Origin of the sequence: Janthinobacterium sp. PSPC1-1, from assembly GCF_049897625.1 — a bacterium.
In the GTDB taxonomy this organism is placed as follows: Bacteria; Pseudomonadota; Gammaproteobacteria; order Burkholderiales; family Burkholderiaceae_D; genus Janthinobacterium; species Janthinobacterium tructae.
Window position 1 is genome coordinate 53,507 of record NZ_JAFCWP010000006.1, and the last position, 25,765, is coordinate 79,271.

Annotated in this window: 25 protein-coding genes; 13 read left to right on the forward strand and 12 right to left on the reverse strand. The window is 62.4% G+C overall.

Annotation, left to right across the window (positions count from 1 at the left end; translation table 11 throughout):
* Nucleotides 1–20: 20 nt before the first annotated feature.
* Nucleotides 21–296 carry a hypothetical protein gene (locus ACP7EG_RS19080; RefSeq protein ID WP_426088885.1) on the reverse strand — a complete coding sequence of 92 codons (276 nt, stop codon included), beginning with the start codon at nucleotides 294–296 and terminating at the stop codon, nucleotides 21–23.
* A gap of 280 nt (nucleotides 297–576) precedes the next feature.
* Between ACP7EG_RS19080 and ACP7EG_RS19085 the strand changes: the two genes are divergently transcribed.
* Complete coding sequence (locus ACP7EG_RS19085) at nucleotides 577–3,423, forward strand: M16 family metallopeptidase (RefSeq protein WP_426088886.1); 2,847 nt, start codon at nucleotides 577–579, stop codon at nucleotides 3,421–3,423.
* A gap of 70 nt (nucleotides 3,424–3,493) precedes the next feature.
* Here the strand turns inward: ACP7EG_RS19085 and ACP7EG_RS19090 are convergent, their stop codons facing one another.
* The 4 genes from ACP7EG_RS19090 to ACP7EG_RS19105 form a co-directional block, all read right to left on the reverse strand.
* Nucleotides 3,494–4,129 (reverse strand): OmpA family protein, encoded by a 636-nt coding sequence (locus tag ACP7EG_RS19090; protein WP_426089114.1) that lies wholly within the window; start codon nucleotides 4,127–4,129, stop codon nucleotides 3,494–3,496.
* Between the two features lie 214 nt (nucleotides 4,130–4,343).
* Nucleotides 4,344–4,490: a lmo0937 family membrane protein gene (locus ACP7EG_RS19095; RefSeq protein ID WP_121670992.1), complete on the reverse strand. Its 147-nt coding sequence runs from the start codon at nucleotides 4,488–4,490 to the stop codon at nucleotides 4,344–4,346.
* 185 nt (nucleotides 4,491–4,675) lie between these two features.
* Nucleotides 4,676–4,921, reverse strand: a complete 246-nt coding sequence (locus ACP7EG_RS19100) for a hypothetical protein (protein ID WP_426088887.1) — start codon at nucleotides 4,919–4,921, stop codon at nucleotides 4,676–4,678.
* 165 nt (nucleotides 4,922–5,086) lie between these two features.
* Nucleotides 5,087–5,749 (reverse strand): glycine zipper 2TM domain-containing protein, encoded by a 663-nt coding sequence (locus ACP7EG_RS19105; RefSeq protein WP_426088888.1) that lies wholly within the window; start codon nucleotides 5,747–5,749, stop codon nucleotides 5,087–5,089.
* Nucleotides 5,750–5,980: 231 nt separating this feature from the next.
* Here ACP7EG_RS19105 and ACP7EG_RS19110 point away from each other — a divergent pair, with 231 nt between their 5' ends.
* On the forward strand, nucleotides 5,981–6,703 hold the full coding sequence (locus ACP7EG_RS19110; protein WP_426089115.1) for a Crp/Fnr family transcriptional regulator: 723 nt from the start codon (nucleotides 5,981–5,983) through the stop codon (nucleotides 6,701–6,703).
* An 84-nt stretch (nucleotides 6,704–6,787) separates the two neighbouring features.
* On the opposite strand, the gene ACP7EG_RS19115 is transcribed toward ACP7EG_RS19110, so the two are convergent.
* Complete coding sequence (locus ACP7EG_RS19115; RefSeq protein ID WP_096234572.1) at nucleotides 6,788–7,006, reverse strand: glycine zipper 2TM domain-containing protein; 219 nt, start codon at nucleotides 7,004–7,006, stop codon at nucleotides 6,788–6,790.
* Nucleotides 7,007–7,191: 185 nt separating this feature from the next.
* The gene (locus ACP7EG_RS19120) at nucleotides 7,192–9,240 is read right to left on the reverse strand and encodes an AsmA family protein (protein ID WP_426088889.1); all 2,049 of its coding nucleotides are present in this window, start codon (nucleotides 9,238–9,240) and stop codon (nucleotides 7,192–7,194) included.
* A 269-nt stretch (nucleotides 9,241–9,509) separates the two neighbouring features.
* On the opposite strand from ACP7EG_RS19120, the gene ACP7EG_RS19125 reads away from it, so the two are divergent.
* From ACP7EG_RS19125 to ACP7EG_RS19155, 7 genes are all read left to right on the forward strand, one after another.
* A complete protein-coding gene (locus ACP7EG_RS19125) occupies nucleotides 9,510–9,914 on the forward strand; it encodes a DUF4398 domain-containing protein (protein ID WP_071078649.1) in 405 nt (134 codons plus the stop codon).
* A 32-nt stretch (nucleotides 9,915–9,946) separates the two neighbouring features.
* Nucleotides 9,947–10,846, forward strand: coding sequence for an OmpA family protein (locus ACP7EG_RS19130; RefSeq protein WP_426088890.1), 900 nt, complete (start codon nucleotides 9,947–9,949; stop codon nucleotides 10,844–10,846).
* A gap of 95 nt (nucleotides 10,847–10,941) precedes the next feature.
* Nucleotides 10,942–11,478 carry a ferritin-like domain-containing protein gene (locus tag ACP7EG_RS19135; protein ID WP_096238373.1) on the forward strand — a complete coding sequence of 179 codons (537 nt, stop codon included), beginning with the start codon at nucleotides 10,942–10,944 and terminating at the stop codon, nucleotides 11,476–11,478.
* 58 nt (nucleotides 11,479–11,536) lie between these two features.
* Nucleotides 11,537–11,839: a DUF883 family protein gene (locus ACP7EG_RS19140; protein ID WP_034786336.1), complete on the forward strand. Its 303-nt coding sequence runs from the start codon at nucleotides 11,537–11,539 to the stop codon at nucleotides 11,837–11,839.
* 18 nt (nucleotides 11,840–11,857) lie between these two features.
* Complete coding sequence (locus ACP7EG_RS19145) at nucleotides 11,858–12,244, forward strand: phage holin family protein (RefSeq protein ID WP_070224915.1); 387 nt, start codon at nucleotides 11,858–11,860, stop codon at nucleotides 12,242–12,244.
* A gap of 21 nt (nucleotides 12,245–12,265) precedes the next feature.
* A complete protein-coding gene (locus ACP7EG_RS19150) occupies nucleotides 12,266–12,604 on the forward strand; it encodes a hypothetical protein (RefSeq protein ID WP_071078646.1) in 339 nt (112 codons plus the stop codon).
* Nucleotides 12,605–12,739: 135 nt separating this feature from the next.
* On the forward strand, nucleotides 12,740–13,894 hold the full coding sequence (locus tag ACP7EG_RS19155) for a patatin-like phospholipase family protein (RefSeq protein WP_426089116.1): 1,155 nt from the start codon (nucleotides 12,740–12,742) through the stop codon (nucleotides 13,892–13,894).
* 24 nt (nucleotides 13,895–13,918) lie between these two features.
* Here the strand turns inward: ACP7EG_RS19155 and ACP7EG_RS19160 are convergent, their stop codons facing one another.
* The 3 genes from ACP7EG_RS19160 to ACP7EG_RS19170 form a co-directional block, all read right to left on the reverse strand.
* Nucleotides 13,919–14,224, reverse strand: coding sequence for a hypothetical protein (locus ACP7EG_RS19160; RefSeq protein WP_426088891.1), 306 nt, complete (start codon nucleotides 14,222–14,224; stop codon nucleotides 13,919–13,921).
* Between the two features lie 44 nt (nucleotides 14,225–14,268).
* Nucleotides 14,269–14,421, reverse strand: coding sequence for a DUF3309 family protein (locus tag ACP7EG_RS19165; protein ID WP_010396415.1), 153 nt, complete (start codon nucleotides 14,419–14,421; stop codon nucleotides 14,269–14,271).
* A 67-nt stretch (nucleotides 14,422–14,488) separates the two neighbouring features.
* On the reverse strand, nucleotides 14,489–14,935 hold the full coding sequence (locus tag ACP7EG_RS19170; RefSeq protein ID WP_099760047.1) for a glycine zipper 2TM domain-containing protein: 447 nt from the start codon (nucleotides 14,933–14,935) through the stop codon (nucleotides 14,489–14,491).
* Nucleotides 14,936–15,204: 269 nt separating this feature from the next.
* Here ACP7EG_RS19170 and ACP7EG_RS19175 point away from each other — a divergent pair, with 269 nt between their 5' ends.
* The 3 genes from ACP7EG_RS19175 (at nucleotide 15,205) to ACP7EG_RS19185 (ending at nucleotide 17,421) form a co-directional block, all read left to right on the forward strand.
* Nucleotides 15,205–15,759, forward strand: coding sequence for a hypothetical protein (locus ACP7EG_RS19175; RefSeq protein ID WP_046682431.1), 555 nt, complete (start codon nucleotides 15,205–15,207; stop codon nucleotides 15,757–15,759).
* A gap of 82 nt (nucleotides 15,760–15,841) precedes the next feature.
* The gene (locus ACP7EG_RS19180; protein ID WP_071078641.1) at nucleotides 15,842–16,153 is read left to right on the forward strand and encodes a BON domain-containing protein; all 312 of its coding nucleotides are present in this window, start codon (nucleotides 15,842–15,844) and stop codon (nucleotides 16,151–16,153) included.
* A gap of 71 nt (nucleotides 16,154–16,224) precedes the next feature.
* Nucleotides 16,225–17,421, forward strand: coding sequence for an AI-2E family transporter (locus tag ACP7EG_RS19185; protein WP_426088892.1), 1,197 nt, complete (start codon nucleotides 16,225–16,227; stop codon nucleotides 17,419–17,421).
* A 55-nt stretch (nucleotides 17,422–17,476) separates the two neighbouring features.
* Here the strand turns inward: ACP7EG_RS19185 and ACP7EG_RS19190 are convergent, their stop codons facing one another.
* Together ACP7EG_RS19190 and ACP7EG_RS19195 are read right to left on the reverse strand one after the other, a co-directional pair.
* A complete protein-coding gene (locus ACP7EG_RS19190; RefSeq protein ID WP_426088893.1) occupies nucleotides 17,477–18,424 on the reverse strand; it encodes a YihY/virulence factor BrkB family protein in 948 nt (315 codons plus the stop codon).
* A 70-nt stretch (nucleotides 18,425–18,494) separates the two neighbouring features.
* Nucleotides 18,495–19,523, reverse strand: coding sequence for an OmpA family protein (locus ACP7EG_RS19195; RefSeq protein ID WP_426088894.1), 1,029 nt, complete (start codon nucleotides 19,521–19,523; stop codon nucleotides 18,495–18,497).
* A gap of 465 nt (nucleotides 19,524–19,988) precedes the next feature.
* Here ACP7EG_RS19195 and ACP7EG_RS19200 point away from each other — a divergent pair, with 465 nt between their 5' ends.
* Entirely contained in the window at nucleotides 19,989–25,760 is a 5,772-nt protein-coding gene (locus ACP7EG_RS19200) for an alpha-2-macroglobulin family protein (protein WP_426088895.1), read from the forward strand.
* The last annotated feature ends 5 nt before the right edge of the window (nucleotides 25,761–25,765 follow it).

Sequence of the window (25,765 nt, forward strand, 5' to 3'; positions counted from 1 at the left end):
GCGTGATGGGTGCTGCGGTGTCAGTGGCGGACGCGCGGCGGCCGGGTGGCCTGCCGCGCGTCCGCTTCGGCAAGTGCGCCCGGTCCCGCCTGCCAAATGATGGCGCAAAACGGCGCGCCCTGGCGCGAGGTCGGGTACAGCGTGATGGGATCGTTGTCGCATTCTTCGGCGTCGCAGCTGTCGCCGGACAAGCCGGCGTGGACGCTGGCGTCGGGACAATCGATGCCGAAGGCGGGCGTGGCGGTAGCGCCGGCCGCGATTGCATGCTGGAATGGGGAAGGGCTGGCGTAAGCCATGCTGGCGAACGCCTGGGGCAAGGCGATGAAAACAAAAAGGCAGAGCAGGACGAGAGCTCGTCTCATATACAGGCAGATAGTTCTGGAATCGCGAGTATAACACGGGCACATAACAGCTTGATGACAGGGACTTGCGTAACTGATAAGTATGCCGTAAATTGTGAGAGCAATCATTGCACCGGGCAGCGAAGACGCAGCGCGGGGCCGGTGACAATTTTTGCGTTTGTATCGTATGGCGCTTGCGCTTCTTTATCTAACGTAGTGTTACCAGGACTTTGCCTTGAAACCAATTACCGCCCTCCTGCTTGCCGCCGGCATCCTGTCGCCGTCGTTCATCCTGGCCGCCACCCCGGTGGAAGCCGCACCGACCCAGAAAGCCGGCAAGGCCGCACCCAACCGCGGCGCCGCCGTCAAGGTCACCTCCGTCGAAGGCATTACCGAATACCGCCTGGCCAATGGCTTGCGCGTGCTGTTGTTTCCCGATGCCAGCAAGCCGACCCTGACCACCAACATCGTCTACCTGGTCGGTTCGCGCCATGAAAACTATGGCGAAACGGGCATGGCCCACTTGCTGGAACACCTGCTGTTCAAGCCCAGCGCCAACTTCGGCATCAAGAAGGGCACGAAGACCCCCGTCGAGATCCTGAACTCGACGGGCGCGCAGTTCAACGGCACCACCTGGTACGACCGCACCAATTACTACGCCACCTTCCCCGCCAACGACGACAACCTGCGCCAGATGCTGGCCATGGAAGCGGACCGCATGGTCAACGCGGCCATCGACCAGAACGACCTGTGGAATCCGAAGACGCAAAAGGGCGAAATGACCGTCGTGCGCAATGAATTCGAGATGGGCGAGAGCGATCCGATCGGCGTGACGAGCGAACGTATCCAGGCCATCGCCTACGACTGGCACAACTACGGCAAGTCGACCATCGGCGCCCGCTCCGATATCGAGCAAGTCAACATTCCCCGCTTGCGCGCGTTCTATCATAAATATTACCAGCCGGATAATGCCGTGCTGATGGTGGCGGGCCGCTTCGATGAAGCCAAGGTCTTGCAGCAGATCAATGCGCTGTTCGGCAAGATCCCGAAACCCACGCGCGTGATCGAACCCACCTACACGGCCGAGCCCGTGCAAGATGGCGAGCGCGCCGTGACGGTGCGCCGCAGCGGCGGCACGCAATTCGTCGGCGCCGGCTACCACGTGGCGCCGTCCGGCAACCCGGACGCCGTCGCCATCGATGTGCTCGGCCACGTGCTGACGGACGCCCCGGCTGGTCGTTTGCACAAGGCGCTGGTGGAAACCAAGCTGGCCAGCAAGATCGAATACAACTCGGTGAGCAACCTGGAGCCGGGCTACAACCTGTTCGGCGCGCTGGTGCCCGTCGATGGCAACCTGGATGCGGCGCAAGCGGCCATGCTGAAAGTGCTGGAAGACTTGAAGTCGCAGCCGATCACGGATGCGGAAGTGGCGCGCGTGAAGCAGCAATTGAACAAACAGATCGAACTGGCCACCTCGAACACGGTGCGCCTGACGATCGCCCTGACGGAGTCCTTGGCGGCCGGCGACTGGCGTTTGTTCTTCTTGCAGCGCGACCAACTCGACAAGCTGACGACGGCGCAGGTGCAGGCAGCGGCCGAGAAATACCTGAAGAGCTCGAACCGCACCCTGGGCCGTTTCATCCCCACCGATGCGCCGGACCGCACCGTTGTGCCGGCCTACGCCGACGTGGCGCCGCAACTGGCCGGCTACACGGGTCGCGCCGTGGTGGCGCAGGGCGAGGCATTCGACCCGAGCCCCGAGAATATCGAAGCGCGCACCCAGCGCTTCACCTTGCCGAACGGCTTGAAGGGCGCCTTGCTGCCGAAGAAAACCAAGGGCAGCACCGTCAGCGTCGTGCTGAAATTGCAGATCGGCAGCGAAGAGAGCTTGCGCGGCAAGGGACAAGTGGGCAGCTACACGGCCAATCTGTTGTCGCGCGGCACGGATAAACTGTCGCGCCAGGAAGTGAAGGACAAGTTTGACCAGCTGGGCACGCAAGTGGCGATCACGGGCGGCGCCGAGGGCGTGACCGCGATGCTGATGGGCAAACGCGAGAATTTGCCGGCCGCCATGGATCTGTTGGCGCAAGTGTTGCAAAAGCCGGCCCTGAACGCAACGGAATTCCTGGAATTGCAGCGCGAAAGAGTCGGCCGCGCGGAGCAGGAATTGCCTGAACCGCAGCCGCTGGCCGTGAACGCCTTCCGTCGCCTGCTCGACGCCACGCCGGAAGGCCATGTGCGCCACGTGGCCACTCTTCCGGCTGAACTGGCACAATGGAAAGCCATCCAGGTGACCGATGTGCAAGCCTTCCATGGCGCTTACTATGGCGCGTCGAACGCCACCTTTGCCGCCGTGGGCGACTTTGACCCGGCCGCACTGAAGGCGCAAGTGGCCAGCCTGTACGGCAGCTGGAAGGCGCAGCAGCCGTATGTGCGCATTCCCGACGCCGTCAAGCCCGTCAGCGGCGAAAAAGTCACCCTGGAAACTCCGGACAAGGCGAATAGCGTGCTGTTCGCCATCCAGCCGATTCCTCTCAAGGATGACGCCGCCAGCTATCCGGCCTTGCTGATCGCCAATCACATGCTCGGTGGTGGCGCCTTGCGCAGCCGCCTGGCCGACCGCATCCGCCAGAAGGAAGGCCTGTCGTACGGCGTCGGCTCGCAAGTGAGCATCCCGTCGCGCGAGCCGGCCGGCTACTGGATGGCGTACGCCATCAGCGCGCCGCAAAACACGGTCAAGGTGGAAGCGGCCCTGCGCGAGGAAATCGCCAAGGTGCTGGCCGACGGCTTCACCGAAGCGGAACTGGCCGAGGCGAAGAAGGGCTGGCTGCAATCCCAGGAAGTGGGCCGCACGCAGGACAGCGGCCTGGCGCGCGAACTGGCCGGCTACCTGGCGCAAGACCGCACCATGGCCTACGACAAGGACCTGGAAGCGAAAGTGGCTGCCCTGACTCTGGCGCAAGTGAACCAGGGCTTGCGCGAGTACCTGAAGCCATCGGCCGTGTCGGTCGTGACGGCGGGCGATTTTGCCAAGGTGGCGAAAGAGGGCGAAAGCGGCGCCAAGGCAACGACGTCGAAATAATCCGTTTCACATAGAAAAAACCCGCTGGCAAGTCACCTTGCCAGCGGGTTTTTTATTGATGCGTGTCAACTTAGCGTGGTGCCATTTCGGCTACGTATATCTCGACACGGCGGTTGCGCGCGCGTCCCGAGGCATCGGCATTCGAGGCGATCGGCTCGCGGGCGCCGCGGCCTTCCGTGACGACGCGCGTTGGCGATACGCCGCGCATGGCCAGGTAGTCGCGCGTGTGGGCCGCGCGTTCCACCGACAGCGGTTCGTTGATGGAAGCGCTGCCCGTGCTGTCCGTATGGCCGATGATGCTGACCGTGGTGTTCGGGTTGTCATTCAGGGTGGCGGCAAAGCGGTCGAGAATCGGGCGGAAGTTGCCCTTGATGTCGGCGCGGTTGGTGTCGAAGGAAATATCACTGGGGATTTCCATTTTCAGGCGGTTATCGGCCGTCTGCGACACTTGCACACCGGTACCCTGTGTCGCTTGTTCCATCGCGCGCTTCTGGTTTTCCATGCGGTTCGACCAGATGTTGCCGACCACGGCGCCCGCTGCCGCACCGAGCAGGGCGCCGCCGGCCGTACGGCCGCCGCTGCCGCCACCGGTGGTGCCGCCGATCAAGGCGCCCAGGCCCGCGCCGATGCCGGCGCCCGTGGCCGTGCCACGTTGCGTCGAGGACATATCCGCGCAGCCGCTGGCGGCCAATGCGATCACCAGCATGCCGATCAGGGATTTGGCGCCAGGGCCTTTTTTGAATGTTTCTTTCATGGATTTTCTCCTTGTTTTGTTATTGGGACATACCCAGGACTACCCGTACACGTTACTGCAAAATGCAGTTGCTTGCCAGTGCGTGCCCACTGTCGCTAAAAGCGGCAAAAGAGCGGCGCCCGTTTGCACGCGCGCCGCTCTTGTCAGGCCAGGCTAACGGCCTGGGCTATAAACCGCGCCCGCTGATCAGGCGCAACAGGATCATGATGACGGCGACCACCAGCAGGATGTGAATGAAGCCACCAATGGTATAGGACGTCACCAGGCCCAGCAGCCAAAGAATAATGAGTACGACGGCGATTGTATACAACATGATATGTCCTCCGAGGGTAATGTGTGGATGACGGCGACTGCCTTGGCCTTGCGAGGCGCTGGCGTCTGGCGCCGTCATCGGTTTTTTGTCATTGCGCGGCGACTATGTCGCTGAACGCTGATGCCATGACTAAGTGTCTACTTTGTTTCGCTTGAGTTCTGTACGCTGTCGTACACAAGGATCAACTATCGGGACCGGTCAGCGTGGTCATCTGCCATGCCCGGTATCCAGGCCAGCATGCCGGCCATGCCGACGGCGCCCGCCAGGCAGCTGACCATGCCGCCGGTCAGCAACAGCATCACGCCGAACACGGGTGCGCTCGCTTGCAATGGCGCCAGGTCCAGCGCGCAGAAGCCCAGCGCGGTGGCCAGGATGCCGCCACCGATAAAGCCGAGCCAGATCCGGTTGCCGCCTGCCTTGTCGTTTTCCATCGCAGCTCCTTGAAGATATTCGTTGAACTTTCCTGAGTGCATCATCTCGCGGGATGGCGTACTCATCTGTACGCCAACGAACATTGCTAAAAAGAAAACGCCCGGACAGGCCGGGCGTGTGTTGGATTTGTCACGCTGGCGAGCGGCCTGCTTGCCGCCAGCCGCTTAGCCGATGGCGCGCAAGCCGCCGTTGACGACGCGTACGCGGTCGCCCTGGCGCCAGTTCGGCGCGGCGCTCTGGTGCACGGTGCGCGTCTTGCCGTTATCGAGGCGCACGACGATGTTGTAGCTGCGCGTGGCGCGCACGCTGCCCTCGATCTGGTTGCCGGCCACGGCACCGCCAACGGCGCCCAGCACGGTGGCCAGTTGCTTGCCGTGGCCGCCGCCCACCTGGTTGCCCAGCAAGCCGCCGACGACGGCGCCGCCGGCCGCGCCGACGCCGCTGCCTTCGGCGCGCGTATTGACTTCATGGATGGCTTCGATCACGCCGCAATTGCTGCACACCTGCGGCGCCGGGGCTGCCGCATATTCTTGCTGAGGTTGTTGCTGTGGCTGCTGAGGCTGTGGTTGGCGCACGGGTTGCTGCGGAGGCAGGGCCGCCAGCGCTTGCGCGCCGGCAGGCTGCAAGTTCGCTTGCGGCTGGTTCGCCTGCAAGCTGGCCAGCTGTTCGGCCGAGGTGCTGGCCGCCAGTGGCTGGGCATCGCGCTGGGACGAGGGCAGCCAACCCATCAGGGCCGCCGTGCCCACGCCGCAAAACAGCAGGACGGCGACGGCGGCGGCAAGCACCAGCGGATGGAGGGATTTGGTGGTGGTGGTGGTGGTGGTCATGGAGAGCTCCTTGGTTTTTTTGAAATAATGAAATGGGTAGTGCGTGTTATCCGTGCATGCAGCCAGTGTGCTGTGCCGCGTGCCCCGCTTCCGTGCGTCACCGTACATACAGGCACGGTACTGCACCGTAGGCTAAGTAAAAATTATGTCGAGTTGTAACGACACCAAGGAAAAGCAATGCCACCAACGAACGCCAGCATGACCCTGTCCCGCGATGCAGGCCGATCCGGCATGGGCACGCCTGCGGGCGCGCTTGATGCCGGTAACCGCTTGCTGGCCAGCCTGCCCGAGCACGACTTGCGGCACCTGACGGCGCTGTTCGAGAGCGTCACGGTCGAGGTGGGCGAGGTGCTGTACGAACCGGGCCAGCCTATTGGCCACATCTATTTTCCCGGCGATTGCCTGATCTCGCTGCTGGCCGTGGCGGAAGGCCGCATGACCCTGGAAGTGGGGTCCGTCGGCCGCGAAGGCGTGCTGGGCGCTTCCGTCGCGCTGGGTCATGACTTGGCGCAAGTGCGTGCCGTGGTGCAACGTTCCGGTACGGCCAGCCGCATCGGGCGGGCCGAGTTCTGCGCCGAGTTCGCCCAGCTCGATTCCCTGCAGCGCCTGCTGTACCGCTATACGGACACCTTGCTGGCGCAAGCCATCCAGATTGCCGTGTGCAGCCGCTTTCACGTGCTCGAGGCACGCCTGGCCCGTTCGCTGCTGATCACGCGCGACCGCCTGCAGTCGGAAAAATTTCATCTGACGCATGAATTCCTTGCCCATACCCTGGGCGTGCGGCGGGTCGGCGTGACCAAGGCGGCCAGCGCGCTGCAGCAGCAAAAACTCATCACCTACAGCCGCGGCAATATCGAGATCCTCGATTCTGCGGGCCTGGAAGCCGTCTCCTGCCGCTGCTACGCGCTGGTCAAGGACAGCGGCGCCATCGGCATGGCCAACGTCTTCGTCTGATCTTCCTCATCCTCATCCTCGTGCCGCGGACGCAAAAAAGCGGGGCGGGCGCCTGGGCGCCCACCCCGCTTTCTTGTGTACCAATTACTTCGGCTTGACCTGGTTACCGATCACGCCACCGACGGCGGCGCCGCCGATTGCGCCGACGGCGCTGCCGCCCGTCAGCACGGAGCCGGCAACGGCGCCGACACCGGCGCCGATGGCGGTGTTTTTATCCTGGCCCGACATATTGGCGCAAGCGGTCAAGCTCAGCAGCAGAGCGGCAACGGAAGTGGTAGCGGCGATTTTTTTAATGATTTGCATGATAGTTCTCCTATGAATTCGGACCTCGTGGCGCCGGCATGGTATGGGCCGGTGGGACTTCGTGTCGCCACGTGTTTCAGGCACGATCACAGAATAGGATTGTGGCAAGGCAGGGTCTGTTCGGCAACGCACATAGGGGTGTAACAATTGTAATCATGCACGGCAGCCCTATCTTGCCATCTTGTTCAGCGGTGTTTGCGCGGTGTCTTGCCCGGTTTCGGCGCCACCGGTTTCACGCGCGCCTGGGCCAGCAGGGCTGCGCATTCGCTGTCCTCGCCAGGACCGGTATTGACCAGCGGCAGCAGGGCGGCCACGGGCGCCACCACGGCCAGCGCCAGGGCACCGCCGGCGCGCAGGGCCAGCACGCCCTTGTCGACGCTCACGTCGGGCTTGCTGAAAGTGCCCTGCACATACAGGGGCGAGCGCAGCGAAAAGATGCGCAAGCCCTTGCTGTCCGGCTGCAATGTCAGGTCCAGCTGCTCATTGGCCAGGTTCACCGTGCCGTCGACATGCAGCACGGCATCGTCCGTGTCGACGAGGAACTGGCGCGTGCGCATCAAGCCCTTGGTGACGACGAAATCGGCGGCCATGCAGTTCAGCTTGACCTGCTTGTCGCCCACCAGCTTGGTCAGCACGATGCTGCCGATATTCAAGCCCATTTCTTCCAGCAACAGCTTGCTGATGCTGCCCCGGTTGATCAGTGCGCGCACTTCGCCGTTTGAACTGCCCAGCAGGCCGGCGACGGAATTGCCCGTGGCCGACAGCGACGCGTCGCCATTGATTTCGCCCACGCTCGCTTGCAGGGCCGGCAGGCGGGGAAACAGTTGCTGGATGTGCAGATGGCGGGCGCTGGCCTTGAGTTCGGCCGCGATGCCGTTGGCGATGACCTTGCCGCTGCCGTCGAGCCTGATCTGCGACGTCAGGGTGCCGCCCGCCACATTGAAGTTGAGCGGCGTCAGGGACAGCACGCCATCCGTCAGCACCACATGCGTGTCGAGCTTGCTGATTGGCAACTCGGCGTCGCGCGTGATTTTATCGGCCGTGTAGCGCACGTCGGCGTCCAGGCTGGTCCAGCGCTCCGTCTTGAAGGTTTCCACCGGCAGCACGCGGCCGGCCGGCTGCGTCGACGGCACGCCCCGTTCCTTCTTGCTGGCGCTGGAATCGGCGCCCACCAGCGGGCCCAGGTCGGAAAACTGCAGCAGGCGCGAGTGCACCTCGCCCGTCAGGCGCTTGCGCGGCGTGCTGGCGGAAAACGCCAGCTTGCCTTCGATGTCGCTGGAACCCACCTTGCCGCTGAACTGGTCGTAGACCCATTCGCCGCCGCGCGGCGCCAGGGTGCCCGTCAAATGGCCTTCCGTACTGAAATGCGGCGTTTCCGGCAGCAGCACGCCCGTCAATGGATACAGGCGCGCCATGCTGGGCCCGGATATTTTCAGGCGCACGTCGAGCGCGGCCAGGTCCGCCGGACGCGTCAGGGTGCCTTCGATGGCCACGCTGCTGCCGCTCGCGCGCATGTCTGCCTGGATGGGGAAGGGCGTGCCTTGCTGCTGCAGCGACAGCACGCCGCCCGCCTTGCCGCCGCCCTGGATGCTTTCGCCGCGGTATTTGCCCGACAGCTTCCAGGCGATGCCGTAGCGCGCATCGTCCGCGATGGTGTCGACGTCGGCGCGCATCGCCGTGTTTGTGACAGCATCGTCCAGGGTCACGCTGCCCTTGCTGAAGACCACGCTTTGCAGTTCCAGCTGCCACGGCGACGGCTGCTCCTGTTTGTCGAAGGTCCAGTTGTTCTTGCCATCCTTGCCGCGCAGCAAGCGCACCTGCGGCGCGTCGAAGCGCAATTGCGGGATGACGATTTTCTTCTCCAGCAGGGCCAGGGGATTGAGGGAAAACGCCAGCTGGCTCACGCTGGCCAGCTGCGCCGGCTCATCCGTTCCTGCCATGGCGCTTGGGTTGCCCAGGCGCACGTCCTTGGCCTGCAGGTGCGGCCACGGCAGGTAGGCGCGCCAGCTTTGTTGCCCCGCAGTGCTTGGCTGCTGCCACGTCAGCGACAGGTCGCCCGCAATGGCAAAGGGCCGTCCCAGCGCTTCGCTGGCGCGCGCATTGAGCCAGGGCTTGGCGCGGTTCCAGTCCATATTGAGCAAGGCGACGGCGGCGACGGCGGGTAAGGCGATGAGTGCGGCGGCGCTGGCGAGGGCGATTTTCCGGCGGCGCGAGAGAGAGAGAAAACGTGGCATAGGGTGTGAGGTAAGAAGTGTTTCTTTCTGGACAGAAGCACGATGCTACAGGAATCGCTACAAAACCGGTCCCGTTTCAGGTTTTGCAGGCGTGCAGGTGCGCTGGCGCACGTTACCCATGCAAGTATTGTCGATTTCTTACTCTATGTGCGGCACCGAACGGATATGCGGGGAGCCGGAGCCTATAACGTCATACATCAAACGCAGTTCCTGATTCCAGATGTACCGACGTTGATACCTACCGATTAACATTCTCCAGGAGAAAAAAAATGACAAACCGAGATTTCATCAAAACCCCCATGACCGCTCTGGCCGCCTGCCTCACCGCCGTTGTCCTGATGACGGGTTGCTCCAGCCTGAAAACGCCTGCGACGGCCGACGTCGCCGTGTCGCGCGCCGCCGTCGATAACGCCGCCAGCGCCGGCGCCGCCGAATTGGCCCCCGATGAAATGCGTTCTGCCCGCGAGAAAATGCGCATGGCTAACCAGGCCTTGAAAGACCGCGACTACAAACTGGCGCGCGACCTGGCCGACCAGGCGCAAGCCGATGCCAAGCTGGCGCAAAGCAAGGCCAACTCGGCCAAGGCCACCAGCGCCGCCGATGAGATCAACGAGAACATCCGCGTCATGCGCGAAGAACTCGACCGTGCCAATCAGCAAGCGCCAAAACAATAAGCAACAACAATAACTAATAACAGGATTCCATCATGAAAAAATCTACCTACACCACGATTCCCGGCCTGCTGGCCATGGCCGCTTTAGTTGCCGCCTGCAGCTCTGCACCGACCACCACCAGCCTGCTCGACCAGACGCGCGGCGACTACATGGCGGCGCAATCGAACCCGCTGGTGTCGACCTATGCGCCACGCGAATTCCGCGAAGCGAGCGCTGCGCTGGAAGCGGCGAACGCGGCCGCCACGCGCCAGGATGACAGCGAAAAGGTCGACAAGCTGGCCTACCTGGCCAAGCAAAAGATAGCCACGGCGCAAGAAGTCGCCAAGCAGAAGGCCGCGGAAGCCGATGTCGCCAACGCCGGCAAGCAGCGCGACCAGTTGCGTCTCGATGCGCGCACGCAGCAGGCTGACCAGGCCACGGCCCGCGCCCAGTCGGCGCAAGCGGATGCGGAAGCGGCCAAGGCCCAGGCGCAAGCGGCTGAAGCATCGGCCCGCGATGCGCAAGCCCGCGCCGCCGGACTCGAAGCGCAGCTGGCCGACCTGGCCGCCAAGAAAACCGAACGCGGCATGGTCATCACCCTGGGTGACGTGCTGTTTGGCACGGACAAGGCAAACCTGACGGCCGATGGCACGAATACGGCGCGCAAGCTGGCCGACGTACTGAAAAACAACCCGCAGCGCACCGTGCTGATCGAAGGCTTTACGGATAGCACGGGCGGTTCCGCGCATAACCTGGAATTGTCGCAACGCCGCGCCGAATCCGTGCGCAATGCATTGCTGGAACAAGGCATCGGCCGCGACCGCATCGCCACGAAAGGCTACGGCGCCGCCTATCCGGCCGCCGGCAATGACAGCGCGGCGAACCGCCAGCTGAATCGCCGGGTGGAAATTGTGCTGTCGGAAGATAACACGGCCATTCCCGCCCGCCGATAGTATTGGGAACAACGCCGCCCAGTGCGGCAGTAGAAAGGCAGCACCGGCCGAAGGTTGGCCGGTGGATACCCATGCAAGACTTGAAAGGAAACATCATGACCCAAACATCTGTTGAGATTCCAGCTGGCATCGATACGGCCGCCATCCGCGCGGCCGCCAAAAACCTGGGCGACGGCGCCGTGACGGCCGGCTACCAGGGCGACCGCCAGGAGTTGATCGCCCTGCTGAATGGGGCGCTGGCCACCGAACTGGTGTGTATTGCGCGCTACAAGCGCCATTACTACACCGTAAGCGGGCGCGACAACGGCAGCATCAAGGCCGAGTTCCTGGAACACGCGCAGCAGGAGCAGGAACACGCCGACTGGCTGGCCGAACGCATCGTGCAATTGAACGGCAAGCCAGATTTTAATCCTGCAACATTGCTTGCACGTAGCCATGCCGAGTATGATGACTCCGAAGACGTGCAAAGCATGGTGCGTGCCAATCTGATCGCGGAACGGGTGGCGATCGAGTCGTATCGCCAGATGATCGTGAAAATTGGCGACAAAGATCCGACCACACGCCATTTGTTGATCAAAATCATGGCTGTCGAAGAAGAGCACGCCGATGATATGCGCGATCTAATGGAATAGTGTTTTTGAGTAAAGTAGGTATAGTAACTACATTCATCCACAGCTAAGGAGCTAAACCATGTTGGAAAACAATATCACCACCGTCAATAACGATGTCAAAACCCTGGTCAAGGATGCGCAAGCCCTGTTCAGCGCCGCTGCCGCCCTGACCGGCGAAAAAGCCGATGAAGTGCGCGTCAAGGGCATGAAAACCCTGGACGCCGCCCTGGCCAAGGCGCACGAAGCGCAAGCATCGGCCATCGTTGCCACCAAGCAGCTCGCCTCCCAGGCGGACGGCTATGTCAAGGAAAACCCATGGCGCACGGTGGCCGTTGCCGCTGGCGTCGGCGTGCTGGTCGGCTTCATCCTGGGCCGCAAGTAATCCACTGTCAGGAGCGATATGGACAAGTCTGCTTCGTCTCACCAGGGGCCGGGATTGATCGGCTCGGTCGCCGGCCTGGCCAAGAACGCCGTCGGACTGATGTTGTCGCGGCTGGAACTGGCCACCATCGAACTGTCGGAAGTGCGCAATCACATGCTGCAGCTGGTGGTCATTTTCGCGCTGGCGACGGTGGCGGGCTTGTTTGCCATCGCTTACGGCAGCGTGCTGATCGTTTTCCTGGCCTGGGATAGCCTGGGCTGGAAGATCCTGGCGATCATGACGGTCGTGTTCGTACTGCTGGCGATCGCCCTGGTCATGTATGCGCGCGCCATGCTGCGTCAAGGAAAGTTGTCCATGCCCGCCACCATGGCGGAATTGAAGGCCGACCGCGACATGCTGATGTAAGCTGCCTTACTAGGAGAATTCATGTCGGAAAACGACAAACTGGCGGCGCAAGCCGCCCGCAAGCGCCTGCTGATCGCCCAGGGCGAAATGTATCGCGTCGGCATCGTGCATGCGCGCGCCAACGTGGGTTATGCATTGCGTCCCGAATCGCTGTTGCAGGGCGTGGTCGAGACGGCGGTCGGCTTTGCCGGCCACCGCGTCGAGTCCCTGCTGGCGCCGGGTGGCATGCGTTTGCAAGGCGCCATGCCCTACGTGCTGACGGCGCTATCGTTTATCGGACGCAAGAAGCTGGTCAAGCCGGCCCTGGTCCTCGTGGCCGTTGCCGCCGTTGCCGCCAGCTGGCTGCGCCGCAAGCGCTGAACGCCAGCCATGTTGCACAGGAACGCCGTCATTGACGGCGTTTTTTTGCCTGCACCCAAGGTCCGACGCGCACTGACGCAATCCCTTACAATGATACCCGCCGCATTCCGCGCGGCGGACAGAGGGGCCATCTTGATGACGAATTCGAAGACACCGATCAATCAGTTAAATCCCTCGCGCCTGCGCATCGTGCTGGTACTGCAGGGCGGCGGCGCACTGGGCGCCTACCAGGCCGGCGTCTACCATGCGCTGCACGAACATGGCCTGGCGCCCGACTGGGTGGTGGGTACCTCGATCGGTGCCATCAATGCGGCCATTTTGGCCGGCAACAAGCACGAGGACAGGCTGGTGCGCCTGAAACAGTTCTGGCAGCGCGTGGCGCACCGCGACAGCATCGACATGAACCTGGTATCGGACCAGCAGCGCCGCTCGAACATCTGGCTGGCCACGCTCGATACGGTGCTGCGCGGCGTGCCCGGCTTCTTCAAGCCGCGTGCCTTCAGCTTGTTCCCGGCAGGAATCGCCGTCAAGCCGGAAGAGGCCAGTTACTACGACACGAGCGAGTTGGCCAGCACCCTCGATGAACTGGTCGATTTCGATTACCTGAACCAGCCGGGCGGCATGCGCCTGACGGTCAACGCCCTGCGCGTCAAATGCGGCAGCCTCACCAGTTTCGACAGCCAGCAGCAGCCGCTGACGGCCGAGCATATCCGCGCCAGTGGCGCCTTGCCGCCCGGCTTTGCCGGTGTGCGCGTCGATGGCGATTTATATTGGGATGGCGGCCTGTACTCAAACACGCCGCTGGAAACCGTGCTCGACGACACGCCCCACGTCGATACCTTGGTCTTCATGGTGGATTTATGGAGTTCGGAAGGCCCGGAACCGACCACCCTGGATGAAGTGCAGACGCGGCAAAAGGATGTCACCTTCGCCTCGCGCTCGAAGCGGCATATCGAAGATTACGTCAATACGCATACCTTGCAGCACAAATTGCGCGAACTGTACGCCAAGTTGCCCGACAGCGCGCACAACCGCCAGCAGACGGAAGAGTTGGTAGCGCTGGGCTGCGACAGCACCATGCACATCGTGCGCCTGCCGTACGCGGGGCGCGACTGGCACATGGCGGCCAAGGACATCAATTTCTCCAGGGGCTCCATCGAGTGGCGCTGGGAGCAGGGCTACCAGGATGCCCTGCGCGCCATCAAGGCGGCCGGCTGGCTGGCTTTTGTCACGGAAGACACGCCGCTGGTGGTGCACGAACTGCCACCCTACGAGCGCGACGCCGCCTGATCAGGCGGCGTCGCAGAGAACGGTTTATGGCTGCGGATGCGCCGCTACACGCAGTTTTTCCGCGTTCGCCATGTCTTGGCGGTAGGTATCTTGCGCATCCTTCAGGCAAGTGGCGTGCGTGGCGGATGGTTCCGAACGGCAAGCTTTTTTGGCCTCGGCCAGGGCTGCGGCGATTTCCTTGCGCAGGGTGCGCAGCTGGGCTTGCGCCGTGCTGTCTTCCTGGTACCAGCGTTGCGGGTCGCCCGGCTGCGGCGTGGCCGTCTGGGCCAAGGCCAGTGGTGCCAGGCTGCAGGCGAACAGGGTAGCCAAGAGTGTGTTGTGGATAGTCATGATATTTCCTCCTTAAATTAAAAAAGGCGCCGCGGCGCCTTTTTTTACAACCTGCCCGTCAGTAATAGCAGGATCAGTATCACGACGACCAGGCCGGCGATGCCGCTGGGGCCGTAACCCCAGTTGCGGCTATGCGGCCAGGTAGGCAGGACGCCGACCAGGGCGAGGATCAAGATGATCAGAATGATGGTGCCCATGGCAACTCCTTGTTATCGTACGACTTATGCGGGATGGCGGACGCTTGCTGGCAAGCTCCGCCGAAAATTAATACCGGTAGACGCGGCCGTCAACGACGCGCACGCGGTTGCCCGGGCGCAAATCATTCGCGTTGTCCTGCACCACGGTGCGGTATTCGCCGTTGTCGAGGCGCACGCTGATCTGGTAGGCCTGCGCTTGCTGCCTGCGGCCTTCCACCTGATTGCCGACCACGCCGCCAGCGACGGCGCCCGCCACGGTGGCGGCCGTGCGTCCGCCGCCCGAGCCGATGGTATTGCCCAGCAGGGCGCCGGCGATGCCGCCGACCACGGCGCCGGCGCCGCTGGTCTGTCCGCCGCCTTGCACGATCTGGATGGAGTCGACGGTGCCGTACATGGCGGACTCAGGCTGGTTGGCCGGGTAATATTGTTGTGACTGGGTAGGGCCGGTGGCGCAACCGCTGAGTACGGCGGTGGCGGCGAGCATCAGTGCAGCCAAAGTGGCGTTGGTTTTCATTTTATTCTCCTGACGAGGTGAGGGTGTAGTGCCATCTTAGTCACGCCCCTGTCCTTGGTCTGTACGCTGCCGCACGCACTTATTTGCTGTCGAATCTGGCATTGTGGGCTGGAGCGATCCAGCAAAACGTTGTTATTTCTCCCTGTCTGCCTCCTGCTTGCAAAATAAATTACTTGTGTACGGCAGCGTACAGAAGAGCGGCGACTATCCACGTAAAACGGTAGTCATGCCAAGCAGACATGCTTGTCACCACCAGGGAGAAATACAACATGAACAAGAATAAGCTCTTCACCGCCATCGTCGTCAGCCTGGCATGCGCCGCCTGGGGCGGCCAGGCAGTGGCCGCCACGCCGGAAGCGAAAGCAGCCTACAAGGCAGCCAATGAACAGGCTGGCCTGAATTACAAGCTGGCGCATGCGGAATGCGAAAAAATCACGGGTAACCCGAAGGATGTCTGCATCGCCGAAGCGAAGGCCGTGCGCACCTACGATGAAGCCGTTGCTCAGGCGCAATATACGAATACCCTGCGTGCCTACACCAAGGCGCGCATCAAGATTGCCGATGCCAACTACGACGTCGATCTGGCCCGCTGCAATGCGCTGACGGGCAACGACAAGGATGTCTGCGTCAAGCTGGCCAAGTCCACCAAGGTGGCGGCCCTGGCCGACGCCAAGGCAGACAAGAAAGTCATCGAAGCGCGCAGCGATGCGCGTGAAGCAAAGAGAAAAGCCGAGTACAAGGTCGCGACAGAAAAATGCGATGCATTGGCCGGCGCAGCCAAGGATGACTGTATCAAGGCTGCAAAAACCCAGTTTGGCTACTGAGCTCCCTCGGGCGCGCAGTCACCACACTGGTATAAGAAGCTCATTGTGAGCACATTGATTGACCACTCCTAAGGAAAAAACCATGAAATTCACTAAATCTATCGCTACTGGCCTGTTCATCGCTTCCCTGTTCGCCGTTGCAGGTTGCGCTTCGACCCCAACCAAAGAAGGCACGGGCGAGTACATCGACGACGCGGCCATCACCACCAAAGTGAAAGCCAGCATCTTCAATGAGCCTACCCTGAAATCGACGGAAATCAACGTTGAAACCTTCAAGGGCGTGGTTCAGCTGAGCGGCTTCGTTGCCCAGCCAGCTGATGCCGCCAAAGCGGGCGAAATTGCCCGTGGCGTCAAAGGCGTGAAGTCGGTGAAAAACGACATCCGCGTCAAGTAATGGCCTGACCTGCCGCAGGCCCAGCCCCACGGCTGGCCCTGCGGCCCTCCACCGACCGTCGCGGGAATCGCATGCATATCCAGCCTACAGATACCCCGCCCGAGCCGGTGGCGGCTGCCTCCACCGAGCCTGTCGGGCCACCTCCCGGCGCGCCCGGGGAGCACCTGGACGCATCCTTGCGCCTGCCGCTGCATGTCAATGCGCGCGGCCTGGCCCTGGGCATCATCGCCACCGTCAGCTTCATCTATGCGTTGCAGTGGGCGCAGAAATTCCTCATTCCCGTCATCTTCGGCATTTTCATTGCCTATACCCTCAATCCTGTCGTCGCCTGGCTGGAAAAGCTGCGCCTGCCGCGCGCCATCGGCACCACCATCGTCACGGCCCTGATACTGTTCGGTTCCGTCGTCGTGGTCGACCGCGTGCAGGGCGAATTCGAATCCATCGTGGAAGAGTTGCCGGCCGCCACACAGAAACTGTCGCGGCTGATCGCCGAGAACACTGGTGGCAAGAACAGCACCTTCCAGAAGATGCAGGCCGTGGCCAATGCAATCGAGCAAGTGGCCGCTGGCGCCGAGACCCGCCGCAACAACCGCCGCGCCGCCGCCGCCGAGGCGCCCAACTTCAAGATCATGGACTGGGTCTGGGCCGGTTCGCTGGGCCTGGTGGGCTTTCTCAGCCAGGCGACCATGGTCATCTTCCTCGTGTTTTTCCTGCTGCTGTCGGGCGACACCTTCAAGCGCAAGCTCGTCAAGCTGACGGGACCGTCGCTGAGCCGCAAGAAGGTCACCGTGCACATCCTGGAAGACATCAATACCTCGATCCAGAACTATATGTTCATGCTGCTCGTCACGAATGTCTTGCTGGCCGCCATGATGTGGATCGCCTTGCGCGTGATCGGCCTGGAAAACGCGGGCGCCTGGGCCATCGTGGCCGGCTTGCTGCACATCATGCCGTATTTCGGCCCGCTGCTCATCACCATCGCCACGGGCTTGGTGGCCTTTTTGCAGTTCGAATCGCTGCAAATGGTCTTGCTGGTGACGGGCACGTCGATGGCCATCGCCACCCTGGTGGGCACCTTTGTCACCACCTGGATGACGGGACGCATCGCCCGCATGAATCCCACAGCCGTGTTCATCAGCCTGCTGTTCTGGGGCTGGCTGTGGGGCGTATGGGGCTTGTTGCTGGGCGTGCCCATCATCGTCATGGTGAAGGTCGTGGCCGAGCGCGTGCAGGGCATGGAAGTGGTGGCCGAGCTGCTGGGCGAGTAGTTGCCTAAAATGCAAACGGCGCCCGCAGGCGCCGTTTAGACATGCGTCAGCCTGCTCAGGACTGGTGGCGTTTCAATATCTTGACTTGCACATCGCCGTCTTCCGTCTTCGGCATATCCTTCATGCTGCCCAGCTGCAGGGCGAACTGGCGCGTGAATTCTGCGCCCAGGAAGAAGATTTGCGCCGAGTAATACACCCACAGCAGCAGGGCCACCAGCGAACCGGCCGCGCCATAGCTGCTGGCCACGCCGCTATTGCCGATATACACGCCAATCGCATATTTCCCCAGTGAAAACATGAAAGCCGTGCCGATGGCGCCGATCAGCACGTCGCGCCACGACAGGCGCACGCGCGGCAGCATTTTATAGATGACGGCAAACAGGCTGGCGATGACGGCAAAGCCGATCAGGTTCGACAAAATGGTAAACAGCACGGCCGTGTCTTTCCACACGCCTTCCCAGAAGTTGGCGAGAATGGCCATGGCGGCATTGACCACCAGCGAGACCATCAGCAGGAAGGCCAGTACCAGCACCAGGCCGAAGGACAGCAAACGCGTGCGCAGCATGTCCCAGGCGCCCGCTTCCTTCAGCGGTGGTACTTGCCAGATTTCATCGAGACTCGCTTTCAGTTCGGCAAACACGCTGGTGGCGCCAAACAGCAGCAGGGCGCTGGCGATGAGGGTGGCGATGCGCCCCTGCTCATGGTTCTTCGCGCCGGCCAGTACCAGCTGGATGGCTTCGGCGCCTTGCGTGCCCAGCAAACCCTGCAATTGCCCCATCAGCTCGCCGCGCGCGGCCGCCGGACCATAGAAAAAGCCGGCGATGGCAATCACCAGCACGAGGATGGGGGCGATGGAAAACAGGGTGTAGTAGGCGAGGGCAGCGCCCTTGCTCGAGGCGCGGTGTTCCAGCCATTCGGTGACGGAACAGACGATGACACTGCGCATTTGCTTGCTGAACGGCACCAGGCCGGCCAGTCTTGGATAACGGGTAGAAAAATTCATGCTGGCTTTCAATGCAAAAAAGGGGCGCGAGCCCCTTTTTTTATTCACAAGTGGCGTACCACTGTTGAGTTTACTGCACGCGGCGTTCGATGGTGATTTGTTCCACTTCAACGCGGCGGTTTGGTTCCAGGCACTTGATCAGGTCGGCACGCTTCTTGTTGTCGCAGGTGACGACAGGATTGGTGGAGCCCTTGCCTTCAGCTGTCAGGCGGTTGGCGGCGACGCCGTGGGCGACCAGGTATTCCTTGACTGCATCAGCGCGCTGCTGTGACAGTTTCAGGTTGTACTTGGGCGAACCGATGCGGTCGGCATAACCACTGATGACGACGTTGTTGACGTCCGGCGCTGCGTTCAGCACGCGGGCGATCTCGTCGAGCTTGGTCTGTGTCGGACCCAGCTTGGCGCTGTCGAACGCGAACAGTTCCGTTGCCGCCATCGTCACTTTTTCAAAGCGTGGCGGTGGTGGCGGTGGTGGCGGCGGTACGACCACGACGACTTCTTCGCGCACTGGCGGCGGCGGTGGCGGTGGTGGCGGCGGTGCAGGCGGTTTGTCGAACGCGAAGTTCAGGCCCAAGGTGACGTAGTAGTTGTTGGCCTTGCTGCTTGGGTCGAAGGTATTGCCACGCAGGAAGCCGTGCACATTGCGTACGTCAGCCTGGAACGACAATTGATCGTTGATGGTGGACTGGAAGCCCAGACCTACGCTGGCGTATGGCGAACTCTTCGAGCGTTCACCGAAGGCGAAGCTGGTGTCCTTGTCGCGCTGCATGCCGGCACCCACCAGCAGGAAGGGGCGGAAGGCTTTGCGCGAGAACATGTACAGACCGTCTACGCCCAGCGTATTTTGCTGATAGCGCTGTTGGCCATCCTTCGAGCGGGCATACGTGGTGCCCAGCTGGATATCCCAGTCCTGGGAAACAGGTTTACCGAAACGCAAGCCTGCGCCATAGCCGGTTTTATCCGTGGCAAAGTCGGAATCTGGCTTGAGTGCGTTGAGGCTGGGTTGAATGTACCAGGAGGGATTGATTTCCTGGGCCTGTGCGCCGAGGGCGGAGCACAGTACTGCGGCGGCAACGGCGATTTTTTTTAGATTATTCACAAGTAACTCCCAACGTTGATAAGAGATTTTCTCTGCTGCATCAATGCGACAACTGCCAGACATGCTATTGCTAGAGATAGACGACAATTCCAGGTGCGCTTTCTTGCGATAAATGCACGGCTGTTGGACTAGAGAATACGATGGCAGGTTCGCAAGGTCCGTGCGTTGGCGCACAAAGCATTGTGGTATATCAATGGTGTTGCAGATTCACGACAAATACTTTGCTGTTGAAAAAAACTAATTTGCCTCGTGAACATTTTGCAATCACGGCCACTTCCGGGCGCCGCGAAGGGAGGCAATCGTACGACTTGTTACTGACATGCCACTGTATATTAGCAACAATGATGAGCTTGACAACTAATATTACATTGATGTTGTATTCCTGTCGCGTTGCCTTGCCGGGCTTCCACCGGGCAACTTTTACGCGCCGCAGCCAGCTCCGCCACTTTCATCAAGGAGTCACCCGTGCCTGACCTGTCCCGTGTTGTTTCTTCCCCGCTGTCTGGCAAACTGGGCCCGCTGGGTTTGCTGGGTTTGCTGTGTCTGCTGCTGTCGCTGGGCCTGGCTATGCCGGCCTGGGCCGATAGCGGCGTGGCCTTGTTTTCACCCAGCGGCACGGTCAAGGCCGTGCGCCAGGTGCGGGCCCAGTTCGCCACGCCGATGGTGCCGTTCGGTGACATGGGCTTGCCCGCACCGTTCGCCATCGATTGCGGCAAGGCCGAGCCTGGCGTCGTGGCGGGCGCGGGGCGCTGGGCCGACGAGCGCAACTGGAACTTTGATTTCGAGCGCGATTTGCCGGCCGGCGTGGCTTGCAGTTTTAGCTTGAAAGCGGGGCTGAAGGACCTGGCCGGCAAGCCTTTGCAGGGGACGGCGTCGTACCGCTTTTCCACGGGCGGTCCTGCCATCGTCGAGGCCGTACCATATGACGGCCAACCGTATATCGATGAAAACCAGATCTTCGTGCTGGGGCTCGATGCCGCGCCGAACGAGGCCAGCGTGGCCGCGAACGCGTATTGCCGCGCCGATGGCATCAATGAAAAAATTCCCGTGCGCTTGTTCAAAGGCAAGGAACTGGAGCAGGTCTTGACCCTGCGCAAGAGCTTCCTCGACCGCTACCTGACTGTCTACTTCAAGAAGCGGGGTACGCTCTGGAAAGTGGGCATGCCCGTCGCCAGCAGGGGCGCGCCGCCGCTGCCCGTCACCGTACTGCAATGCAAACGCAGCTTCCCCGCCAACGCCAAGGTGTCGCTGGTGTGGGGCGAGGGCATTGCCAGCGCCAGCGGCATTGCCACGGACAAGGCGCAAACCCTGCAGTTCAAGACGCGGCCCGATTTCACGGCCAAATTCAGCTGCGAACGCAGCAATCCCAAGGAACAGTGCATCCCCTTCCTGCCCATGCGCGTGCAATTTTCCGCGCCCGTGAGCGCGGCGCAGGTGCGCGCCATGACCCTGAAGGGCGGCGGCAAGACGTATGCGCCGACGATTGCAAAAGACGAAGAAAAGGCGGAATTCCTGTATGGCGCCACCTTCAACGGCCCCTTCCCCGTGCAAGCCAGTTTTGTGCTGAACCTGCCGCCGAAGCTGACGGATGACGCGGGCCGCGCCTTGCTCAACCGCGCGCGCTTTCCCATGACGGTGCGCACGGGTGAACAGCCGCCGCTGCTGAAATTCCCGGCCCCGTTCGGCATCATCGAAGCGAAGGGCGACGGCTTGCTGCCCGTGACCGTGCGTAATATCGAGCCGGTGCTGTCGGGCAAGGAAGTGACAGCGCCATCGGCTGCCGCCACGGGCGCCACCTTGCGCGTGCCCGACAATGATGACAAGTTCATCATCGAGTGGATGCAGCGCCTGGCCGGCAATGGCGACGGGGGCGAGTACTGGCAACCGTACGCCCAGTATGCGGGCAACATGAGCAAATCCGTGCTGGCCGGCGCCGCCGGTACGCGCCCCATCAGCCTGCCCCGTCCGGACGGCAAGAAAACCTTCGAAGTGATCGGCATTCCACTGCAAAAACCGGGCTTCTATGTAGTCGAGCTGGCCAGCCCCATCCTCGGCAAAGTGTTGCTGGGCAAGCCGACCACCGCCTACATCCGCACGGCCGCGCTGGTGACGAATCTGGCGGCCCACTTCAAGCATGGCGCGCAATCGTCGCTGGTGTGGGTGACGTCTCTGGACAAGGGCGCGCCTGTTGCGAAAGCGCAAGTGGCCGTGCGCGACTGCGGCGGCAAGCTGCTGTGGCAAGGCGCCACGGGCGCGGACGGCGTGGCGCACATTCCCGGCGAGCTGGCTGCATCCAGCTGCAAGAACAATGGCCGCTACTTTATCAGTGCGCGCAGCGGCGGCGACATGACGTTTACCCTGTCGGACTGGGTGGGCGGCATCGAAGCCTGGCGTTTTAATTTACCCACGGATGACACGCGCGCCGACAACACCTTGCTGGCCACGGTATTTGACCGCACCCTGCTGCGCGCGGGCGAAACCGTGCACATGAAGCATTTCATCCGCAAGCACACGGACGAGGGCATGAGCCTGGTCGACAAAAATAACGGCCCCGGCAGCACCACCTCCGTCGTCATCACGCACCAGGGCAGCGACCAGAACTATCAGCTGCCCCTGCGCTGGTCGGCCGGCGGCACGGCGGAAAACGACTGGCTCATTCCCGCCGACGCCAAGCAGGGCGAATACAGCGTCACCATGGCGGGCCGCCCGTCCGGCAGTTTCCGCGTGGAAGCGTTCCGCGTGCCGACCATGAAAGCCATGCTGCAGGGCCCGAAAGCACCCGCCGTGCAGGTGAAACAGCTGGCCCTCGATGCGCAAATCACGTATCTGGCCGGCGGCGCGGCCACCAACGCGCCCGTCAAGCTGCGCACGGTGCTGCAAGACAAGAGCGTGACGTTTGCCGACTATCCCGATTTCAGCTTCAGCAATGGCGACGTGAAGGAAGGCCTGGTGAAGCAGGGCACGGGCTACGACGACGATGAGGGCGAGTGGCAGGACGAAGGCCATGGCGCGGCCGGCGCCGGCGCGACGGCGGCGCGCACGCAAAGCTTGACCCTCGACAAGTCGGGCGGTGCGCGCATCGTCATCGATCAGCTGCCGCAGCTGTCCACGCCGCGCGACCTGGTGGCGGAAATGGCTTTCCAGGACGCAAATGGCGAGACGGCTTCCGTCGCCACGCGCGTGCCGCTGTGGCCATCGAATGTCGTGATCGGCATCAAGCCCGACGCCTGGGCCTTGAGCAAGGATGCCTTCAAGTTCACGGTGGTCGTGCTGGGCACGAATGGCAAGCCCGTGGCGGATGCCCCGGTTGCCGTCGATTTCTTCCAGCGCAACAGTTACTCGCACCGCCGGCGCCTGATCGGCGGCTTCTATGCGTATGAAAACAGCAGCGAAGTGGTCAAGCTCGGTCCTGCCTGCAATGGCAAGACGGACAACAAGGGCCTGTTGATTTGCGACGTGAAGGCACCCGCCAGCGGCAATCTGGTGTTGCGCGCCCGCACGCAGGATGCGTCCGGCAACGCGGCCGTCGCCAACCGCGAAACGTGGGTGGCCGGCAGCGGCGACTGGTGGTTCAACGCCAGCGACAACGACCGTATCGACGTGCTGCCGGAAAAGAAACGCTATGAACCGGGCCAGGAAGCGAGCTTGCAGGTGCGCATGCCGTTCCGTTCGGGAACGGCCTTGATCACGGTCGAGCGCGAAGGCATCCTCGACACCTATGTGCGCCAGCTCAATGGCCGGGAACCGGTGGTGAATATCCCTGTCAAAGCGAATTACGCGCCGAATGTATATGTCTCCGTATTTGTCGTGCGGGGGCGTGTCGATGGCGTGCAGCCGACGGCCCTGGTTGACCTGGGCAAGCCGGCCTACAAGATGGGCATCGCACCGCTGAACGTGGGGTGGCAGGCGCATGAGCTGAACGTCATGGTGGTGTCCGACAAGGAAGTGTATAAAACGCGCGACAAGGCGGAGGTATCCGTGCGCGTGCGCCGCGCCGACGGCAAAGCCTTGCCGGCGGGCGCGGAAGTGGCGCTGGCGGCCGTCGACACGGGCTTGCTGGAACTGATGCCCAACGATAGCTGGAAATTGCTCGACACCATGATGGCGCAGCGCAGCCTGCAGGTGGAAACGGCGACGGCGCAGATGCAGGTGATCGGCAAGCGCCACTTCGGCCGCAAGGCCTTCCCGGCCGGCGGGGGCGGCGGCAAGGGCGCCAGCCGCGAACTGTTTGACACCCTGCTGTTCTGGAAGGGCACCGTCAAGCTCGACGCGAAGGGCGAAGCGACGGTGCAAGTGCCGCTCAACGATTCGCTGACGGGATTTCGCATCGTTGCGATTGCCAGCGCCGGCAAGCAATTGTTCGGCACGGGCAGCACGGACATCCGCAGCTCGCAAGACTTGATTTTGATGTCGGGCTTGCCGACCCTCGTGCGCGAAGGCGACCAGCTGCGCGCAGGCTTTACTGTGCGCAACACCTCGGCCGCATCCTTGAACGTGGACCTCAACGCCAGCGCGGCCGGCAAGGCATTGCCGCGCCAGAGCTTGAGTCTGGCGGCGGGTGAAGCGCGCGAGGTGGGCTGGGATTACCAGGTGCCGCTCGGTGTGGCAAGCATCGTGTGGGACATTAGCGCCAAGGCGGGCAGCGGGCTTGGCAACACCTCCGATAAACTGAAAATCACGCAAAAAGTGGGCCAAGCCACGCCCGTGCGCACGTATCAGGCCACCTTGCTGCAGATCGACAAACCCATCAATATGTCCGTGCAAATGCCGGCCGGCGCCTTGCCGGGCCGGGGCGGCGTCCAGACCAGCTTTGTCGCCAAGCTGGGCGGCGAGCTGCCCGGCGTGCGCGAGTATATGGCTGCGTATCCATACACTTGTTTCGAGCAAAACACGTCGAAAGCCATCGCCCTGCAAGACCAGGAGGCGTGGAACAAGCTGGCCGCCAGCTTGCCCGCCTATCTGGATAGCGACGGCCTGCTGAAATATTTTCCCATCATGGAGCAGGGCAGCGACAGTCTGACGGCGTATGTGTTGTCGGCCACCCGGGAAGCGGGCTATGCGATTCCCGAACAGACGAAGAACCGCATGGAAGCAGCCTTGACGGCCTTCGTGCAGGGCCGCATCGTGCGCCATTCCGCGCTGGCCACGACCGACCTGGCCGTGCGCAAGCTCGCTGCGCTGGAAGCGCTGTCGCGCTCCAATAAAGTGCCGCCCGATGCGCTGGAAAGCATCAGCATCAGCCCGAACCTGTGGCCCACGTCCGCCGTCATCGACTGGAGCTTGTTGCTGCAACGCACGCCAAGCCTGGCGCGCCGCGATGCGCTGCTGGCCGAGGCGCAGCAGATCCTGCGCAGCCGTTTGAACTTCCAGGGCACGACCATGGGCTTCTCCACCGAGCGCAAGGATAACTGGTGGTGGCTGATGGTGTCCGGCGACGTCAACGCCAACCGCTTGTTGCTGGCCGTGATGGACGACCCGGCGTGGAAAGACGACATCGGCCGCCTGGTGCGCGGCAGCATGGGCCGCCAGAAAAAGGGCCGCTGGGATACCACGGTGGCCAACGCCTGGGGCACGCTGGCCATCAATAAGTTCTCGGCCAGGTTCGAGTCGACACAAGTGACGGGTGCCAGCGCCGTCAAGCTGGGCGGCGATACGCAAGCGCTCGTGTGGAATGGCGCGGCGAAAGTGGGACCCGTGCTGCAAGCGTGGCCGAAAGGCATGGACACCTTGGGCCTGGCGCACAGCGGCACGGGTAAACCGTGGGCCACCGTGCAAAGCCTGGCGGCCATCCCGCTCAAGGCGCCCGTGTCCAGCGGCTACACGATCAAGAAAACCATTACGCCAGTAGAACAGAAAACCACTGGCCACTGGTCGCGCGGCGATGTCTACCGCGTGCGTCTGGAGTTGTCGGCGCAGGCGGACATGAGCTGGGTGGTGGTCGATGATCCGATTCCCGCCAGCGCCACCGTGCTGGGCAATGGCCTGGGCCGCGATTCGCAGCTGCTGACGGCCGGTGAAAAATCCACGGGCTGGGTCTGGCCCACGTTCGAGGAGCGGGCCTTCGACGCCTTCCGCGCCTACTACGCGTTTGTACCAAAAGGCACGTGGAGCGTGGAATACACGGTGCGCCTGAACAATGCCGGGGATTTCAGCCTGCCGGCCACGCGTATCGAAGCCATGTATTCGCCCGAAATGTTTGGCGAGTCGCCAAATGCGAATGTGAAGGTGGGGCAGTGAAAGGG

Bases quoted from the DNA above. Each gene is read 5' to 3' on its own strand.
- ACP7EG_RS19080 (WP_426088885.1), bottom strand. From the start codon at position 296: ATGGCTTACGCCAGCCCTTCCCCATTCCAGCATGCAATCGCGGCCGGC.
- ACP7EG_RS19090 (WP_426089114.1), bottom strand. From the start codon at position 4,129: ATGCTGGTGATCGCATTGGCCGCCAGCGGCTGCGCGGATATGTCCTCG.
- ACP7EG_RS19095 (WP_121670992.1), bottom strand. From the start codon at position 4,490: ATGTTGTATACAATCGCCGTCGTACTCATTATTCTTTGGCTGCTGGGC.
- ACP7EG_RS19100 (WP_426088887.1), bottom strand. From the start codon at position 4,921: ATGGAAAACGACAAGGCAGGCGGCAACCGGATCTGGCTCGGCTTTATC.
- ACP7EG_RS19105 (WP_426088888.1), bottom strand. From the start codon at position 5,749: ATGACCACCACCACCACCACCACCAAATCCCTCCATCCGCTGGTGCTT.
- ACP7EG_RS19110 (WP_426089115.1), top strand. From the start codon at position 5,981: ATGGGCACGCCTGCGGGCGCGCTTGATGCCGGTAACCGCTTGCTGGCC.
- ACP7EG_RS19115 (WP_096234572.1), bottom strand. From the start codon at position 7,006: ATGCAAATCATTAAAAAAATCGCCGCTACCACTTCCGTTGCCGCTCTG.
- ACP7EG_RS19120 (WP_426088889.1), bottom strand. From the start codon at position 9,240: ATGCCACGTTTTCTCTCTCTCTCGCGCCGCCGGAAAATCGCCCTCGCC.
- ACP7EG_RS19125 (WP_071078649.1), top strand. From the start codon at position 9,510: ATGACAAACCGAGATTTCATCAAAACCCCCATGACCGCTCTGGCCGCC.
- ACP7EG_RS19130 (WP_426088890.1), top strand. From the start codon at position 9,947: ATGAAAAAATCTACCTACACCACGATTCCCGGCCTGCTGGCCATGGCC.
- ACP7EG_RS19135 (WP_096238373.1), top strand. From the start codon at position 10,942: ATGACCCAAACATCTGTTGAGATTCCAGCTGGCATCGATACGGCCGCC.
- ACP7EG_RS19140 (WP_034786336.1), top strand. From the start codon at position 11,537: ATGTTGGAAAACAATATCACCACCGTCAATAACGATGTCAAAACCCTG.
- ACP7EG_RS19145 (WP_070224915.1), top strand. From the start codon at position 11,858: ATGGACAAGTCTGCTTCGTCTCACCAGGGGCCGGGATTGATCGGCTCG.
- ACP7EG_RS19150 (WP_071078646.1), top strand. From the start codon at position 12,266: ATGTCGGAAAACGACAAACTGGCGGCGCAAGCCGCCCGCAAGCGCCTG.
- ACP7EG_RS19155 (WP_426089116.1), top strand. From the start codon at position 12,740: ATGACGAATTCGAAGACACCGATCAATCAGTTAAATCCCTCGCGCCTG.
- ACP7EG_RS19160 (WP_426088891.1), bottom strand. From the start codon at position 14,224: ATGACTATCCACAACACACTCTTGGCTACCCTGTTCGCCTGCAGCCTG.
- ACP7EG_RS19165 (WP_010396415.1), bottom strand. From the start codon at position 14,421: ATGGGCACCATCATTCTGATCATCTTGATCCTCGCCCTGGTCGGCGTC.
- ACP7EG_RS19170 (WP_099760047.1), bottom strand. From the start codon at position 14,935: ATGAAAACCAACGCCACTTTGGCTGCACTGATGCTCGCCGCCACCGCC.
- ACP7EG_RS19175 (WP_046682431.1), top strand. From the start codon at position 15,205: ATGAACAAGAATAAGCTCTTCACCGCCATCGTCGTCAGCCTGGCATGC.
- ACP7EG_RS19180 (WP_071078641.1), top strand. From the start codon at position 15,842: ATGAAATTCACTAAATCTATCGCTACTGGCCTGTTCATCGCTTCCCTG.
- ACP7EG_RS19185 (WP_426088892.1), top strand. From the start codon at position 16,225: ATGCATATCCAGCCTACAGATACCCCGCCCGAGCCGGTGGCGGCTGCC.
- ACP7EG_RS19190 (WP_426088893.1), bottom strand. From the start codon at position 18,424: ATGAATTTTTCTACCCGTTATCCAAGACTGGCCGGCCTGGTGCCGTTC.